At 42.1% G+C, this 15,092-nt stretch carries 19 protein-coding genes and 1 tRNA gene; 12 read left to right on the top strand and 8 right to left on the bottom strand.

Annotated elements, in window-relative coordinates:
• The first annotated feature begins 66 nt into the window (after positions 1 to 66).
• The 3 genes from IEX80_RS19640 (at position 67) to lysA (ending at position 4,048) form a co-directional block, all read left to right on the top strand.
• Positions 67 to 1,197: a glycosyltransferase family 2 protein gene (locus IEX80_RS19640; protein WP_090533299.1), complete on the top strand. Its 1,131-nt coding sequence runs from the start codon at positions 67 to 69 to the stop codon at positions 1,195 to 1,197.
• Positions 1,198 to 1,441: 244 nt separating this feature from the next.
• Complete coding sequence (locus tag IEX80_RS19635; protein WP_188833877.1) at positions 1,442 to 2,752, top strand: aspartate kinase; 1,311 nt, start codon at positions 1,442 to 1,444, stop codon at positions 2,750 to 2,752.
• Between the two features lie 126 nt (positions 2,753 to 2,878).
• Positions 2,879 to 4,048: a diaminopimelate decarboxylase gene (gene lysA, locus IEX80_RS19630; protein WP_188833876.1), complete on the top strand. Its 1,170-nt coding sequence runs from the start codon at positions 2,879 to 2,881 to the stop codon at positions 4,046 to 4,048.
• Between the two features lie 47 nt (positions 4,049 to 4,095).
• Here lysA and IEX80_RS19625 read toward each other — a convergent pair whose 3' ends face one another.
• Both IEX80_RS19625 and IEX80_RS19620 read right to left on the bottom strand, forming a co-directional pair.
• Positions 4,096 to 4,311 carry a YjbQ family protein gene (locus IEX80_RS19625; RefSeq protein WP_188833875.1) on the bottom strand — a complete coding sequence of 72 codons (216 nt, stop codon included), beginning with the start codon at positions 4,309 to 4,311 and terminating at the stop codon, positions 4,096 to 4,098.
• Between the two features lie 103 nt (positions 4,312 to 4,414).
• Entirely contained in the window at positions 4,415 to 4,732 is a 318-nt protein-coding gene (locus IEX80_RS19620) for a hypothetical protein (protein WP_188833874.1), read from the bottom strand.
• A gap of 204 nt (positions 4,733 to 4,936) precedes the next feature.
• On the opposite strand from IEX80_RS19620, the gene IEX80_RS19615 reads away from it, so the two are divergent.
• From IEX80_RS19615 to IEX80_RS19605, 3 genes are read left to right on the top strand one after another with little or no spacing between them, the layout of a single operon-like run.
• Entirely contained in the window at positions 4,937 to 5,440 is a 504-nt protein-coding gene (locus tag IEX80_RS19615; protein WP_188833873.1) for a hypothetical protein, read from the top strand.
• Positions 5,430 to 5,606 carry a VOC family protein gene (locus IEX80_RS19610; protein ID WP_188833872.1) on the top strand — a complete coding sequence of 59 codons (177 nt, stop codon included), beginning with the start codon at positions 5,430 to 5,432 and terminating at the stop codon, positions 5,604 to 5,606. The genes IEX80_RS19615 and IEX80_RS19610 overlap by 11 nt, the downstream gene beginning before the upstream one ends.
• Positions 5,606 to 5,845, top strand: a complete 240-nt coding sequence (locus IEX80_RS19605; RefSeq protein WP_188833871.1) for a VOC family protein — start codon at positions 5,606 to 5,608, stop codon at positions 5,843 to 5,845. Before IEX80_RS19610 ends, IEX80_RS19605 begins: the two co-directional genes overlap by 1 nt.
• A gap of 2 nt (positions 5,846 to 5,847) precedes the next feature.
• On the opposite strand, the gene IEX80_RS19600 is transcribed toward IEX80_RS19605, so the two are convergent.
• Positions 5,848 to 6,243: a hypothetical protein gene (locus tag IEX80_RS19600; protein WP_188833870.1), complete on the bottom strand. Its 396-nt coding sequence runs from the start codon at positions 6,241 to 6,243 to the stop codon at positions 5,848 to 5,850.
• Positions 6,244 to 6,385: 142 nt separating this feature from the next.
• On the opposite strand from IEX80_RS19600, the gene IEX80_RS19595 reads away from it, so the two are divergent.
• From IEX80_RS19595 to IEX80_RS19585, 3 genes are all read left to right on the top strand, one after another.
• Positions 6,386 to 7,324: a sugar phosphate isomerase/epimerase family protein gene (locus IEX80_RS19595; RefSeq protein WP_188833869.1), complete on the top strand. Its 939-nt coding sequence runs from the start codon at positions 6,386 to 6,388 to the stop codon at positions 7,322 to 7,324.
• Between the two features lie 70 nt (positions 7,325 to 7,394).
• The gene (locus tag IEX80_RS19590) at positions 7,395 to 7,571 is read left to right on the top strand and encodes a hypothetical protein (RefSeq protein ID WP_188833868.1); all 177 of its coding nucleotides are present in this window, start codon (positions 7,395 to 7,397) and stop codon (positions 7,569 to 7,571) included.
• Between the two features lie 45 nt (positions 7,572 to 7,616).
• Positions 7,617 to 7,868, top strand: coding sequence for a hypothetical protein (locus IEX80_RS19585; protein WP_188833867.1), 252 nt, complete (start codon positions 7,617 to 7,619; stop codon positions 7,866 to 7,868).
• Between the two features lie 78 nt (positions 7,869 to 7,946).
• On the opposite strand, the gene IEX80_RS19580 is transcribed toward IEX80_RS19585, so the two are convergent.
• Positions 7,947 to 8,747, bottom strand: a complete 801-nt coding sequence (locus IEX80_RS19580; RefSeq protein ID WP_188833866.1) for an SDR family NAD(P)-dependent oxidoreductase — start codon at positions 8,745 to 8,747, stop codon at positions 7,947 to 7,949.
• 328 nt (positions 8,748 to 9,075) lie between these two features.
• Positions 9,076 to 10,560: a ligand-binding sensor domain-containing protein gene (locus tag IEX80_RS19575; protein WP_188833865.1), complete on the bottom strand. Its 1,485-nt coding sequence runs from the start codon at positions 10,558 to 10,560 to the stop codon at positions 9,076 to 9,078.
• A gap of 218 nt (positions 10,561 to 10,778) precedes the next feature.
• Between IEX80_RS19575 and IEX80_RS19570 the strand changes: the two genes are divergently transcribed.
• Positions 10,779 to 11,237, top strand: a complete 459-nt coding sequence (locus tag IEX80_RS19570) for an SRPBCC family protein (protein ID WP_218117307.1) — start codon at positions 10,779 to 10,781, stop codon at positions 11,235 to 11,237.
• A gap of 49 nt (positions 11,238 to 11,286) precedes the next feature.
• Positions 11,287 to 11,508 (top strand): DUF6965 family protein, encoded by a 222-nt coding sequence (locus IEX80_RS19565; RefSeq protein ID WP_129570495.1) that lies wholly within the window; start codon positions 11,287 to 11,289, stop codon positions 11,506 to 11,508.
• 9 nt (positions 11,509 to 11,517) lie between these two features.
• Here IEX80_RS19565 and IEX80_RS19560 read toward each other — a convergent pair whose 3' ends face one another.
• A complete protein-coding gene (locus IEX80_RS19560) occupies positions 11,518 to 13,623 on the bottom strand; it encodes an AAA family ATPase (RefSeq protein WP_188833864.1) in 2,106 nt (701 codons plus the stop codon).
• A 313-nt stretch (positions 13,624 to 13,936) separates the two neighbouring features.
• On the opposite strand from IEX80_RS19560, the gene IEX80_RS19555 reads away from it, so the two are divergent.
• Positions 13,937 to 14,009 (top strand) — tRNA-Gly (locus IEX80_RS19555).
• A 247-nt stretch (positions 14,010 to 14,256) separates the two neighbouring features.
• Here the strand turns inward: IEX80_RS19555 and IEX80_RS19550 are convergent.
• Positions 14,257 to 14,502: a hypothetical protein gene (locus IEX80_RS19550; protein ID WP_188833863.1), complete on the bottom strand. Its 246-nt coding sequence runs from the start codon at positions 14,500 to 14,502 to the stop codon at positions 14,257 to 14,259.
• A gap of 44 nt (positions 14,503 to 14,546) precedes the next feature.
• A complete protein-coding gene (locus IEX80_RS19545) occupies positions 14,547 to 14,933 on the bottom strand; it encodes a VOC family protein (protein ID WP_188833862.1) in 387 nt (128 codons plus the stop codon).
• Between the last annotated feature and the right edge of the window lie 159 nt (positions 14,934 to 15,092).

The following is a 15,092-nucleotide window of genomic DNA, read 5'->3' as shown; positions in this document are numbered from 1 at the left end:
GCAATATGCCATTTTTTGTTGTGATTATTTCCTGATTTTGCCCACCTTTATCCAAACCTATTTATCATGATATTATTCTGGTACAGCGTAATACTGTTTGTATCCACTTTAGCGCTTAACTTTTATCTGCTTATCGGCTTTAAACAAATTAAACAGGTAAGCCGACAACCTGTGATGGATAATCCCCCACCCCTTGCCATCATTATAGCTGTGCGAAACGAGGAGGAAGACCTTGAAAAAGCCTTGCAAAGCGTTTGCCATATCAATTATCCTAACCATCGCCTTATTGTAGTGAACGACCGCTCAACCGACCGTACCACCGACATCCTGAAAGATTTTAGCTTACACTATCCAAAGCTTCAGGTAACTACGATAGACACTTTACCCGACGGATGGCTTGGTAAAAACAACGCACTTTACCAGGGTTACCTTAGCAGTACTGAGGAATGGATGCTTTTTGCCGATGCTGATATCGTTTTTCATCCTGATGCTATTAACAAGGCTGTCGGTTATGCCGTTAAGCACGAGGTTGATCATTTAACCATGTTACCTGAGTTGATCTCCCGGTCGTCAATTTTAAACAGTGTATTTGCCACATTAAGCATTATGCTCATGATTGCCATGAAACCATGGGAGGCAAAAAAACCGAAATCAAAAGCATCGTCGGGCATAGGGGCTTTCAATTTGGTCAGACGTACAGCTTATGAAAAAATTGGCACGCATGTACGCATAAAACTGCGCCCGGATGATGATCTTCAACTTGGTCAATTGATAAAAAAAGAAGGTTTACGGCAGGATGTTTTAGCCGGTAAGGGTTACGTTTGCCTGGAATGGTATAAAAATCTTGGTGAGCTTGGGCGCGGTGTGCAGAAAAACTCATTTGCTGTTGCCAACTATAATCTTGTGCAAGCCATTATTAACGTGCTGAATATGTTATTAACAGTAGCTCTGCCCATGCCGTTGATGTTTATTTTCGGCACTGCAGGTATCCGCATCATGGCTGCTATTATGCTGGTATCCCATATTATTTATATGATGATAGTGCCACCAAATAAGTGGTGGTATGCATTCATGATACCCTTTTCGGGGCTATTTCTGGCCTGGCATTTTTTAAAAGCATCAATAATAACAGTTGTACAGGGCGGCATTTACTGGCGCGAGAGTTTTTACTCGCTTGATATGTTGAGGGGAAAGTGATAAAATTGGGTTTATTACGATCCCGACATTTTATACCGAATGACGGAACGGAGATGTCATTTCTCAATCAAAGCCCAACGAATTTCAAAACTCAGAAGCGATATGCCCGTCAAATTTAAATTCCAATCACATTACATTAAAGCGTTTTAAAACACTATTTTTAGCGCCTCAAATATTGGTGCTTGAATATCAGTAAAATGATGTTCAGGAACACCGATCATATACGGTTAACAGCAACATAAAAATGAAAGTTTTAAAATTTGGTGGGACATCAGTAGGTAGCCCCGCCCGGATGAAAGCGCTGCTTGATATCATTAACCCGGCCGAGCGCCAGGTAGTGGTGCTATCGGCAGTGTCAGGCACAACAAACAGCCTCGTAGAAATTGGACAAGCATATCTCGCCGGCGATAAGAAGAAGGCAGTGCAGCTTATTACTATCCTAAAGGATAAGTACGAAATTTTTATTAAGGAATTGTTTGCGAAACCCGAATTTTTAGCCCAGGGCAAAGAGGTTATCGACTACCATTTTTCGTTGCTCAGCAACCTGGCGAATGATCTTTTCACCCATATTGAAGATAAGATCATCGTTGCACAGGGCGAACTGCTTTCAACTACCCTCTATCATGTTTATTTAAAGGAGATAGGTATCCCATCGGTATTGCTGCCTGCCCTGGATTTTATGAAGATAGATGAGGATAATGAGCCCATTGTTGATCATATTACCGAAAACCTGCTCCCGCTGCTTGATAAGCACCCCGAAGTAAACTTGTTTATTACCCAGGGATATATTTGCCGCAATGCTTATGGCGAGATAGATAACCTGCGCCGCGGCGGCAGCGATTATACCGCTTCATTGATTGGTGCCGGCATCCGCAGCGAGGAAGTCCAGATCTGGACAGATATCGACGGCATGCACAATAACGACCCGCGGATTGTAAAAGGTACACAGCCTATTGCTCAGCTATCGTTTGATGAAGCTGCAGAGCTAGCTTATTTTGGCGCTAAGATCCTGCACCCGCAAAGTGTTTTCCCTGCCCAAAAATATAAGATCCCCGTTCGTTTATTGAATACCATGGATCCGCAGGCAAAAGGTACCCTGATCACTATCACCAGCGAAAAGGATAAGATCAAATCCATCGCCGCTAAAGATGCCATTACAGCTATCAAGATCCAATCGAGCAGAATGCTTTTGGCCCATGGCTTCCTGCGTAAGGTATTTGAAGTGTTTGAACGCTATAAAACATCTATCGATATGATCACCACATCGGAAGTAGCGGTTTCGGTAACTATCGATGACACTACTTATTTGGGGGATATCACTAAAGAGCTGAATGCATACGGCTCGGTTGAGATAGACGTGAACCATACCATCATTTGCGTGGTAGGTGATTTTGGGGCTGAAAAACATGGCTATGCGGCCCGGGTACTGGAAGCAGTTAAACATATCCCGTTAAGGATGATATCATACGGCGGCAGCGATCACAACCTGTCGTTGCTGGTAAAAACAGAGGATAAGGTTGAGACTTTAAGGAGTTTACACAACAGGCTGTTTTAATTCCGGATATCGGATTTTCGATTTCGGAATTACCTTATTTGAAATTTTTAATTTAAAACGTCATCGCGAGGAACGAAGCAATCCCTGATATGCAATAGTTCAGCATGATTTGATGAAATATTACCCATGTTCACAAGTAAAACTATAGATAAATTCAACGGCTTAGAAACTCCGTTTTATTACTACGATCTCGAGGTGCTTAAAAATACCCTGAGTGCCTGCCGCGATGCATCTGCAAAGCATGGTTTCCATGTGCATTATGCCATGAAGGCCAACTTTAACCCAAAAGTCATTGACACCATACAAACCTATGGCTTTGGCGCCGATTGCGTGAGCGGTAATGAAGTTCGGGCAGCTATTGATCATGGCTTTGATAAAAGCAAAGTTGTATTTGCAGGTGTAGGCAAATCAGACCGTGAAATAAACCTGGCCCTTGATGCGGATATCTTCTGCTTCAATGTCGAATCCATTCAGGAGCTTTTCATTATTGATGGCCTTGCTAAAGCAAAAAACAAAAAAGCTGGCGTGGCTATCCGCATTAACCCGAATGTTGATGCACATACTCACCATTTCATCACCACCGGACTTGATGAAAACAAGTTCGGCATCAATACCTGGCAATTACCTGATGTTGCCACTGCTTTGCGCAAATGTGATAACCTGCAATTTTTAGGTATCCACTTCCATATTGGTTCACAAATTACCGACCTTGAAGTTTACAAAAACCTGTGTACCCGCATTAATGAAATGCAGGATTGGTTTGAAGATCGTGGCTTCCCGATAAAAGTGCTTAATACCGGCGGTGGCCTCGGGGTTGATTATTACAGCCCGGATAACAACATAGCCGATTTTGAAGCCTACTTCCAGGTGTTTAAAAACTTCCTGAACGTTAAGCCGGGGCAAGAAGTTCATTTTGAGCTTGGCCGTGCACTGGTAGCCCAAAGTGCGTCGCTTATATCGCGTGTATTGTATGTTAAAAACGGGCAGAAAAAGAACTTCCTGATCCTTGACGCCGGCATGACCGAGCTGATTCGTCCGATGCTTTATCAGGCTTATCACCAGATAGAGAATTTAAGCCGGAAGTCGGAAAGTTCGGAAGCCGGAAAGTCCGAAAGTTTAAAGTATGACGTTGTTGGGCCGATATGTGAAAGCACGGATTGTTTTCAGAGGGATGTGAGCCTGCCCGAGTCATTCCGCGGCGACCTGATAGCTGTACGTACCGCTGGCGCTTATGGTGAGGTGATGGCATCAGGCTATAACCTGCGCGACAGGGTTGGCAGCGTTTATTCTGAATAAGCTATCTGAACCTGTAGCCAAGTCTTAGCTGTACATAGGTACCAGCTTCAACAACGGCCATATAATTTTAATCTGCATAAAATAACGGTTGGGTCGGCATTTTCATTAATGGTTAATGATGCCGAAGTATGCTGAATAAATACCTGGCAAATACCGGTTTTTAACTCTTGTATTTGAGGCAGTGTATTCATTACTTCGGCTGTCACAAGATGGGAGCTTCTTTTGCGCTCCCTTAGCTGAAGCATTTGCTGAAATATTTTCATAAATAGTTTGCTTCATAACAGTGTTGCGAACATATCTATAAAGATTGTTCCGTTTTGTTTTGAATGGTGTGCCAATTAAAAATTGTTTACAGGTTTACATTGCCTATGCAGCGATGGCGGGATTCAGATCATCGCTTTCAACTGTGAACAGGCGATTAATGAACGCCTTTATCTTTTCGATGAAACTTTTCCTGACCGGTTTTTCAACCATTTGAATTTGATCATCGTTCGGAGGATTTGGGGTATCGGCATCCTGCATTTCCTCCAAAACAATTTCACGGATCTCAGGATCACGGTTTACGATCTCATCCAATTCGGTGAGCTCGTTAAAGGTGGCTATACCGTTTTTTTGCCGCTTAATAAGTATTTCAAAACGGTCCTGGTTAAAAGTACGCCTTTCCAGTTGTTTGCCGTGTCTCATGATATATACAGTAATCTTTGTTATGAACTCAAATTAAGTGCCATGTATTTATGATATTGATATTCAATTAATTGCTATTGTTTTTAATGCGATAATGTGCATCGTTATGATACATTTATTGTTCGTTTTCGTGCAGGGGTATCTATTATTTAAATAGGTTTTGATGAGCCGCATTGGTACTTTTAACGTAAATATCTGTTAGTTATGAATTGGTGGCCATATGAAAAATTTTCCATTATAAGTCCGCTCAACCCCGAAGAGGTAAGATTAAGATTGACAGAACAAGTAAGCCCTGCTTTCACAGGAAGTTTCTTTGAACAATTAACCAACAGGTATCCCACTCCTTTTAAAGGGTATGTAAATATTAGTGAGTTTAAAATTGAACCCGTAGTTGTTGGCCGGAATTCGTTTATACCTTTGATAAAGGGGCGCGTGGAGTTTGCGGAAACGGGAAGTTGTCTTTATATAACCATGGCTATGCACCAGGAAATAGAATATATTATCATTGGAATGGCTGCTTTTTTAATGGTCGCGGGTTTTGGCGGTTGGATACATTCTTCAATGTCTGATAGGTTTGATCCCTTATCAATAACTCCATTTGGTATGTTGGTATTCATTTATCTTATTATGATATATGGCTTCAACTCGGAAAGTAATAGCTGTAAATCTTTTTTATTAGAATTATTAGAAGGAGATTATGAGCGATAGCACTACCACAAAACAAATACAGGGCATAGCCCCCTTGCTTCAGGTTTTTGATATGCCCGTGGCCTTAGGATTTTACCGCGATGTGCTGGGTTTTGAAATAGTGCAGGCATCGGGCGAAGGAGATGATGTTGATTGGGTTTTATTGAAACTTAATGGTATAAACTAATGCTCAACACCGCGTACGAAAAGCCAGGCCGCCCTTTCGAGCCCAATGAACAGCGTGTTTCTGCCCATGCCGATACTTCACTTTATTTCGGCCACCCCGACATTGATATGCTATATAGCTATTTATTAAGTAAGGGCATGCACCTTAAACAACCTCAAATTACAGGTTATGGCTGGAAAGCCATTTATCTGCTTGATCCGGATGGATATCAGTTGTGCTTCCACTGGCCTGTACAATAATATTATAACCGCTCATAGTGAGATTCCGGCCCGTCTGCTGCAAGGGGAACTGTTCCGTAGAAAGTGAGTATTTTGCCTTCTATCCTGAAAAATGTGGTGCTGTTGCTCGAGGTATCATTGTCATACATGATCTGCTCATGTGCATTGTCATATTTACGGGTACGGTAAGTGCCGCTGTTTATCAGGGTGTCTTTTTTAAATCGTTTGTAGGCACTGGCGGTAAAAACAATAATGTTGCCGTTGCCTGCCTTTATCGAATTGGGATCTTTAGGAGGTTCGCAATAACAACTGGTGCCGCGGTACTCCCACCTGCCAATCAACTGATCATTATTAGGGGTATTGTCTTTTTTACAGCCTGATAAAACGGCGAGCACGCCAAATAAAAACAGCTTTTTCATAGCATAAGGTTTATAATACTTTACGTTAATACCAGGCAAAACGCTACAAATTAACTTTGTTAGTAACACTTTCAATACACAATTTGCAGGCATCAATTAATTGATAACTTTGGTGTAAACCAATGTATTTCCTATAAAATTTATGAAGCAGCATAACTTATCAAGGCGCAGGTTTATTGGCAGCAGCGCACTTGCCGCAGCGGGGCTTTTAGCATTTTCAAAATCATCATTCGCCGGCGTGGTTTCAGGCAGGGTTGATAAACCCAACTCGCTTATCAATGGCGTACAAATAGGCGTGATCACGTACTCATTCCGGAGCATGCCGGGCACAATTGAAGATTTACTGAAGTACTGTATCGACTGTAATATTAACGCCATTGAACTTATGGGCGATGCCGCCGAAATGTATGCCGGCGCCCCTAAACATGAAACCGGCGAAGACTGGGCTACATTTGGAAAAAAGATAGCCGAATGGCGTGTCTCGGCTCCAATGGATAAATTTAAGGAGATCAGGAAGATGTACCATGATGCCGGGATCAATATTTATGCCTGGAAACCGAATGCCCTCGGTACTAAAAACAGCGATGCCGAAATTGATTATGCCTTTAATGCAGGGAAAGCTTTGGGTGTAAATCACGTAACTGTTGAGTTGCCTGATGAGGTTCAAACCAAACGCCTTGGTGATATAGCCGCCAAACATAAAATGATGGTTGGCTACCATGCCCACACCCAGGCCACGCCAACCCTTTGGGACGCGGCCCTGGCCCAGTCAAAGTATAACGGAATTAATTTGGATATCGGCCATTATGTAGCGGGTACCAGCAGCAGCCCGGTTCCCTTTATTGAAAAATATCATGACCGTATAATCAGCATGCACATCAAAGATCGTAAGTTTCATGACGGTCCCAACCAACCCTGGGGACAGGGCGATACTCCGATAAAAGAAGTACTGCAACTGCTTAAAAATAACCACTATAAATTCCCGGCCACCATTGAGCTGGAGTATAAAATCCCTGAAGGGTCAGACGCGGTAAAGGAGGTGAAAATTTGTCGCCAATTTGCTGCCGATGCGCTGGCATAAACTATTGTATGGTTTGTCCGTGATATGAATGCTTCTTGTTTTGTAAATTTATATTTATTTGAATATAGCTATGGATAACTCCTGTAAACTAAAGTTGGAATGGATTCCTGCCGCCTATAGCGGAATAGCAAAACATGGCTTTAACGATACATCGGCTGATAAGCTTAAACAAACACAACCTATAAACGGGATTTATCAAAGCGGCAAAGGCTTTGCAAAGCACAAGGTTTACCGGCGAAAATCATAGGAGATCGCTTTGTTGATGTTCGGCATATAAGCCTATCTTTATCAAATGGAATCTAAAATATTTTCATACAGAGCAGATGGCATTATACTTGCCCCGGTTGACGATCAGTTAAGTATCAGCCCGGTATTTGATCGCAAAGAATTGCTGAGCAAATTGAAGGACCTTTTTAACGATGATGACTATAAAGTTGATGAACGTGCCCTCGATTATAAAATTAAGGATGGTCAGCTTTACATTGAAGGCGTAGTAACGAAACAGGTCCCGGCAAAATCGATAGGATTTATGGGCGGAAAGTAGTTAACTGTAATGCCCCGACCTGATTTTTATGCTTGTCTTTTTTGGGATCAATTAATGGCGTTTCTTTCCTAAACCCGTTTAATCAAGCCTGTTTACTCTGTAATTTAATGCTGCAGTTGTACCTCCGGTTACATCAATGGTAACGCCTGTAATCTGGCCAGCCAGATCCGATGCCAGAAAAACCGCGGTATTAGCAATATCGGCCATTAATGGTAGTTTTTTGAGCATGGTATCAGCTTCCATTTTTTTGAGGATAGGGTCCATAACATCGGGCATGGCGTCAATTGCGTTTTTGAACACGCGCGAATCGCGCGAGCCTCCCGATCGGATATTAACCACGCGGATGCCGTAAGCACCCAATTCGGATGCCAGTGTGCGCGAAAAACTTTCAACACTGCTGCAAGCGGGGCCAAAGCCACCTGTGTGAGGATAGCCTATACCTCCCGGCGTAGCTGTAAGCGATAAAATTACTCCTGATTTTTGTTTCATCATTACTTTGCCTGCTGCAATAGCGGTCATGAAACGGGTTTGCATAGTAAGGGTAATGGGCTTTACAAAGTCTTCGGCTGATATTTCGGTAAGCGGTACATTCTGCACAACGTCAACTCCAACGGCGTTAAACGAGATATCAATCGTCCCTGCGCTGCTTACCACTTGCTGTAAATGCCGATCAATTGCTTTTTCGTCAAATGCATCTACAATTGCTATTTCAGCCAATCCCCCTGCAGCAATAATTTCATCGAATATCTTTCTAATTGACCCGGGGTTAGGTCCGGTTAGAAATACGCGCGCGCCGGCGCCGGCCAGTGCCTTTGCAACAGCACCGCCTAATGAACCGCCAGCACCGTAAATTACCGCGTTTTTATTTTGGAGCATCATGATTGTAGTTTTATTTAAAGATAGTTTTAAAAACACCGGCTACATAACAAAACTAATTGTAAATGATGTTTGAGGGAAGGGGAAAGATGACAATTACGGGGGTGGGACAAGAAAAGGAATATGCCAAATTAAACATAGATGAACTTACCAGGTAAATTTAAGACCCAATAGAGACTATTGAGTTATATCCTTTGATTAGGTTAGATTGTGTTTGATTGCTTGCCATATTAACGTTTGCTAAAAGGGAATCTGATGGCAATCAGCAAACAAACGTAAACGGCTTATTTATAAGCTTCAGGCCATTTTGATAATATACAGTTGCTTAATGTTAAGCTCCCGTCTTTTTCCTGATCCTTAACAAACCATTAGCAGTGGTGGCATAAATAATACCTTTTGAATCTTGTACAATCTGGTAAATAGTAAAACCAGGGAGCGGCGAATTGTTGTTGTGGTAATTTTCCCAACCACTATTCAAGTCAAACCTGGCAATGCCCGATTCGTCTATACCCAGCCACAAAACATGCTCAAACTTATCATACAACATGGTATTAACATGGTTAGCAGGCATGCCCGAGTTTTTATCATTATAATGCAGCCAGTTGCCATTAAACTTTAGTACGGCTATACCTTCTTTGTCACTATCATTTTCACCTGTTTGTTTATTACAATCAACCAGTGAGAAGTAAACATTTCCTTTTTCATCCTCCACCGCGCCCGAAATACTGGCATTTTTCAGCGGAGTGTTGTTAAGGCTGTTAAATGAGGTGATAACGCTTTTATCAATCATGATGGTGCCTTTTGACGTACCTATCCAAAGCCGTTTTTGACTATCTACATAAGCAAAAAGCACATTGCTTGAGGGCATTTCAGGCATCGATTTTTTGTTTATTACTACTACTTTATCTTTCCTTTTTACAACAAGACCGTTTTGGGTGGTGAAAAGTAATTCGCCATTGCGGCTGTTCAGCACCTGGTTAACCCCACCTGCCAAAAATTGCTTAAAATCAAACAGCTGCCAGCCGCCACTGCCGTACATAAATATTTTATTATCGTAATAAACCCATTTATTATTATCCCTGTCGATGGTGACTTCCTTTATGTTTGCATCTGACGGGAATGGCGAATTATATTCATTAACCGGGATAAACGTTGTTCCCTCAAAGCGGGTCATTCCTTTTTCGGTAGCATACCATAACAGATCCGATTGATCCATAGCAGCTGATTTGGCGATGTTATCAACCAGGGGCGAGTTATATTTTGTCCATACCGTAAAGTCGTAGTTTTTTAATGATGGATTGGTGTAGGTGAAAGTTTTATTGTAAATGGTTGGGTCGCCGGGTGGTTTCATTTCGGCAAGATCCAACCTCTGAACCTGGCCATAAACGCCGCCGCTTATAAAGCGAAAGATCACATTTACAGATGAGGCCACCGGCTTGCCATCTACCTTGGCCGGCTTCCAGATACAACCGTTCAGGTAGGTGATCAACTCGTTGGTGAGGGCGCTTTTGCTCGCATCATTATGGCTAAGCACGCAGCTAAAACCCCGTTCATCCACCAAAACCTGGAACGTTATGGAACCCGTAGCTTCTTTTAGCAGATAACGGTTATTGATCCTCGCAGAAACAAAATCAATGGCAAGCTGGTCGCAACTGGCCTTGGGATCGCCGCAGTCCATGCAATAATTGGTGATATTGCACATCTCAACCTTTTGCAAAAAAAGATTTTGTGCAAACAGGGCCGATGGTAAAATAAAGATAAACAGGCAGATAAATAAAACTCTGCGGATTTTAGTTGGGGATAACAATGCCAGCATTACGCTTATAAATAAAAGAAAGCAAACCCGAAACTCCAAGCGAATGATAGTTAAATAATGTTAAACAAAGATACAAATCCTAAATGAGGATAATATGAAGCAGTTTGCATTTGACTTGCCTGCTATAAAACATTTAAAATATGATAAATGTTATTTTAAAACTAATTATCCTGGAGCACGGATTTATTACATTTTAGGTCCTTTAATATTTAATTAATATGAAAGTTGAAAAATCAAAGAGCGCCGAAGCGCAAATGCTGATTCGCAAGCCTGTTGCTGAAGTGTTTAACGCTTTTATTGATCCGTATGTTACCACGCAATTTTGGTTTACCCAATCAACAGGTAAACTGGAAACCGGAAAACAAGTTATCTGGTCATGGGAAATGTATGGTGTATCATCGGTAGTGGTTCCGATAGTTATTAAAGAAAACGAATTGATCACCGTTGAATGGGGATCGCCTGCTACAACTGTTGATTTTAATTTTAAACCTATGGGCGGGGATGCTACCTATGTAGAGATTCAGAATTATGGGTTCAATCAAACGGGAGATGAATTAATTGCTGCTATCAAAGATTCTACAGGAGGTTTCACAACGGTATTAGATGGATTGAAAGCCTGGCTGGAGTACGGGATCCATTTAAATTTGATGGAAGATAAATTCCCGCAAGGAAAGTAACAGCAGGAGTTTTTAGCACAGATACACTAAAATCTTTTACTTTTGCACTATGAGCTACGAAGAATTGAGTGAATACTTTACTAATGTTACATTACCCCAGGAATTAAGGTTAGATCGCGCTACAACTCAGCTCCATGTTGCCGATTTTGTTAAACAATTATTGAAGAACATGAAAAACTATCCTGATAATTGGCGTCACCAATACCAGTTAATGAGGATCAAAAATGCCCTCGAAAATCCATATAACGGCCCGGAAATTCCGAGGTTTTAGATGTTCTGTTTAGGAAAATAAGTCGTTTTCGCCTAAATAACTCCTGATCATTTTTAGAATGGGTTCGCCCAGGTCTGTTGCTTTTGCATCACCAAAACTTTTTAATTGCGAAAGCTGGTTTAATGACCGTGGTAGCTTAGCAGTGATATCGCGCAGCATGTTTTCAGACACCAGCGTATGTTCGGGGATTTTACGTTCGAGACTGGTTTCTTTACGCCAGTTGAGTAATTGCTTGTATAGTTCGGGGTTAACAATTTCCTTCTCTTTTGGCAGCGCTTTAGGGTTCCAGTTTTTATATACAGGTTTGTAACTTATCCCGGCCTCCTGTACTGATGATAAAACGTCCCTGCCCGATGTGGCAATGGGCAGACGTACAAATGCTGCCGTTTTTGCTTTCAGGTTAACCAATAAGTGATTTAAGCTGTCGTAAAACTCGGCAGGAGGGTTGGTGTTATTTATGACAGTATAAAAACTGTTAATAGCCTCCGAAAAAGTATTTAATTTAGGCAGAAAATAGTTAGCAGCATTTTTTAGCCTGCTTATAAACGGGGCATTGGTCCAGATAAGCTGATCATCGGGTAAAGCGCCCAGTTCCTTCCTGATAAAACGGTCGCCAATAGTTTTAATTTCAGTTTCCCAGCTGTGATCGGTTTTGCTGATATGTTCGGATAAGGGGCTATTTTTAATCGCGCTGTTTAGCATGATGGTTTTAAGCTGCCTCCATGCACCCGTGAGCATCGAAAAATCGAAGATGTCCTTCATTTCTTCCAGGGCTATTTGCCGGATAGTACTTTCCAGCAGATTTTCATCGGGTATGGAGATAGCTGCATTTTGCATAAAGCTGATGATCTCTCGATCGGTGCGGATATTTTCGGGGCGTACCGGCGATTTCAGGATCATGCCCTCAAGCGAACGGCAACGGCTTAGCGCAACATAAGCTTGCCCGAAAGCAAAGGCGGCGTCGACATCAATAACCGCTTTTTCAAATGTAAGTCCCTGGCTTTTGTGTATGGTGATGGCCCAGGCCAGCCTAAGCGGATATTGGCTAAACGAACCGTTATTTTGTTCATTTACTTTCTGCTCATTTTCGGCCAATGCATATTTTACGTTTTGCCAGGTTTCTGGGATCACTTCATACTCGGTACCGTCGTCAAGGAAACTAAGGCGAATATTACCCGGTCCCATTGCAACGATGCGCCCCGTGCGGCCGTTATAATATTGCTTTTTACCAGAGCTGTCATTTTTAATGAACATTACTTGTGCCCCAACTTTCAAAACAAGCTCATCTTCGGCGGGGTAGGCATCTTTGGGGAAATCGCCGGTTACGGTGGCTTTAAAAGTGTGGGCTTCACCATCAAGCTCCATTAAACGCTGCTGGTTAATTTCGTTAACAAGTTGGTTATGGGTAGATAGGGTTACATAATCTTTAAGCCAGTTGGCATTCAGATTAGGGTTATAATGTGCGTTAAGCTTGTTCAGTATTTCGTTGTTGGCGTAGCCATTGCGAATACTGTTCAGGATCTCCACAAATACCGGATCTTTTTGGCGGTAAACCTGTGTAAGTTCAAATGTTAACACCGGAAATTTTTGGAATGCAAGGCTATCAAAAAAATAAGGCCCTTTGTAAAAGTTTCTGAGTACCGGCCAGTCTTTTTCATAAACAGGGGGGAGCTGAAACAAGTCGCCGATCATCAATAACTGTACACCGCCAAAAGGTCGCGCCGATCCTTTAACCTGGCGCAATACAGTATCAATATAATCAAGGGTATCGGCGCGTACCATACTGATCTCATCAATAATGAGCAGATCGAGGCATTTTAATATGTTTGATTTTTCGAGGCTTACCTGCCTGAGCAGGGTGCTGTGATTGTTATAATCGGTTACAGGCACCTGCGGCCCGAAAGGCACCTGGAAAAAAGAATGAATGGTTACGCCGCCGGCGTTAATAGCCGCTACTGCGGTAGGGGCTACAACCGCCAGATTTTTGGTAACGTTTGCCCTGATCCAGCGGAGAAAAGTGGTTTTACCGGTGCCTGCCTTACCTGTTAAAAATATCGGCCGGTTAGTATTTTCAATAAATTTAAGGACGAGTTCATGAAAAGACTCCAACACCATACACTTGTTATATTATCGCTCCCCGGATCAGGAAATTATCTTCAAATTTAATAATTAGGTGCGATAGTGCTGGAAACTGTTTGTCAACATATCAGAAAACGACTTTAAATAAAACACACCCAAAAGGATAAATTAATTACCTTCTTTGCCTTTTTTTAAGTGCCTGTTTCTTACACGGACATTAATTACAAACTATAATAGGTCTGGCGACGGGTGTAAGTATTTGATTAAAAGTATGTTAAATTTAATTTGCAAAATTTTTAAAAATATTTTGCCAGCACCTGGTGGAAGTTATATATTTGCGGCCACCAATGCGAAAGTAGCTCAGTTGGTAGAGCACGACCTTGCCAAGGTCGGGGTCGCGAGTTCGAATCTCGTCTTTCGCTCTTACGCCTTTCCCTATCCAGGGAGAGGCTTTTTTATACCTCTAATCATCTATTCAACTACCCGATGAAGGAATAATTTTAGTAAAAGCCTATCTGTAACAATATCAATACAATGAAGATAGATAGTGAGGGTTGGCCGAGGCAGCGTCATGGCAGGGTTAATTCTTCCCCGGTTCGGGAAAGTTTGTATACGCCAACTGGGCTTATGGGCAAGTATAAAAGTTGGTTTATCTGTAAAACTCCCGTGTTATTTCAGGAAAGTTTTGCGGTAACTGTACCAGCGGATAACTTTTAATAGCTCATCTTCTGAAATAATATTATTGCCAGTGGGCTGGAAAACCAGTTCTTTATCCAGTATTGTGGCCCGCAATAGTTGGGACGAACCCGCACTGGTTTGCGTTTCCGGTTCGAAAACGCAGACGCTACTACCTGAACCGGGAATTAAGATAACCTCGACCCCACCTACGGAGTTTAGTAAATAATTTTGATCCATGCTATACCTTTGCAAAAAGTATACCCCTTTAGTAACTATCTCTATCAACGGGGATGACCGAAAAATAAAATATAACCATCAGCATCTGCCAATTCAAAGCCGCGCAAGCCATCAGGAGCATTTTGTAACGGTACAGTGAAACTAACACCGCGCGATATAAACTCTGCGGACAGCGTATCCGGGTCAGGTACACTAACATACGCGTCCCACCGGGCATCCGGGGCTTGCTTGTAGTTCGGAAGCGGGTCCTCGCCTACAGATTTCAGGAAGATCGTTGCCCCATCCCGCTGTACAATAGCAAAAAACGGATCATGATCCGGCTCCTGGAAAACGGTATCAAAACCGAGTTTCTCCAGATAAAAGGATATTGCCGTTGTGACATTGCGTACAATGAAGAATGGAGCAATGCCGGCTATATGTGGCTGATTCATAAGTTGATTTTACAAGACTACAGATATAAATATATGAAGCAGGTACTGGATTGGCAATATGTGAAATATGTTTCTCCTTCCTGAATAATGTGAATATATAAATAAGTCTGTCGGATATAAGTCTTATCCGACAGATTTGCATCGCAATGTCCTTTATGG

The organism is Mucilaginibacter rubeus (assembly GCF_014643835.1).
Classification (GTDB): Bacteria; Bacteroidota; Bacteroidia; order Sphingobacteriales; family Sphingobacteriaceae; genus Mucilaginibacter; species Mucilaginibacter rubeus.
This window is presented reverse-complemented; position numbering and strand designations above follow the sequence as displayed.

Coding starts and splice junctions, on each gene's coding strand:
- IEX80_RS19640 (WP_090533299.1), top strand. CDS start 67: ATGATATTATTCTGGTACAGCGTAATACTGTTTGTATCCACTTTAGCG.
- IEX80_RS19635 (WP_188833877.1), top strand. CDS start 1,442: ATGAAAGTTTTAAAATTTGGTGGGACATCAGTAGGTAGCCCCGCCCGG.
- lysA (WP_188833876.1), top strand. CDS start 2,879: ATGTTCACAAGTAAAACTATAGATAAATTCAACGGCTTAGAAACTCCG.
- IEX80_RS19625 (WP_188833875.1), bottom strand. CDS start 4,311: ATGAAAATATTTCAGCAAATGCTTCAGCTAAGGGAGCGCAAAAGAAGC.
- IEX80_RS19620 (WP_188833874.1), bottom strand. CDS start 4,732: ATGAGACACGGCAAACAACTGGAAAGGCGTACTTTTAACCAGGACCGT.
- IEX80_RS19615 (WP_188833873.1), top strand. CDS start 4,937: ATGAATTGGTGGCCATATGAAAAATTTTCCATTATAAGTCCGCTCAAC.
- IEX80_RS19610 (WP_188833872.1), top strand. CDS start 5,430: ATGAGCGATAGCACTACCACAAAACAAATACAGGGCATAGCCCCCTTG.
- IEX80_RS19605 (WP_188833871.1), top strand. CDS start 5,606: ATGCTCAACACCGCGTACGAAAAGCCAGGCCGCCCTTTCGAGCCCAAT.
- IEX80_RS19600 (WP_188833870.1), bottom strand. CDS start 6,243: ATGAAAAAGCTGTTTTTATTTGGCGTGCTCGCCGTTTTATCAGGCTGT.
- IEX80_RS19595 (WP_188833869.1), top strand. CDS start 6,386: ATGAAGCAGCATAACTTATCAAGGCGCAGGTTTATTGGCAGCAGCGCA.
- IEX80_RS19590 (WP_188833868.1), top strand. CDS start 7,395: ATGGATAACTCCTGTAAACTAAAGTTGGAATGGATTCCTGCCGCCTAT.
- IEX80_RS19585 (WP_188833867.1), top strand. CDS start 7,617: ATGGAATCTAAAATATTTTCATACAGAGCAGATGGCATTATACTTGCC.
- IEX80_RS19580 (WP_188833866.1), bottom strand. CDS start 8,747: ATGATGCTCCAAAATAAAAACGCGGTAATTTACGGTGCTGGCGGTTCA.
- IEX80_RS19575 (WP_188833865.1), bottom strand. CDS start 10,560: ATGCTGGCATTGTTATCCCCAACTAAAATCCGCAGAGTTTTATTTATC.
- IEX80_RS19570 (WP_218117307.1), top strand. CDS start 10,779: ATGAAAGTTGAAAAATCAAAGAGCGCCGAAGCGCAAATGCTGATTCGC.
- IEX80_RS19565 (WP_129570495.1), top strand. CDS start 11,287: ATGAGCTACGAAGAATTGAGTGAATACTTTACTAATGTTACATTACCC.
- IEX80_RS19560 (WP_188833864.1), bottom strand. CDS start 13,623: ATGGTGTTGGAGTCTTTTCATGAACTCGTCCTTAAATTTATTGAAAAT.
- IEX80_RS19550 (WP_188833863.1), bottom strand. CDS start 14,502: ATGGATCAAAATTATTTACTAAACTCCGTAGGTGGGGTCGAGGTTATC.
- IEX80_RS19545 (WP_188833862.1), bottom strand. CDS start 14,933: ATGAATCAGCCACATATAGCCGGCATTGCTCCATTCTTCATTGTACGC.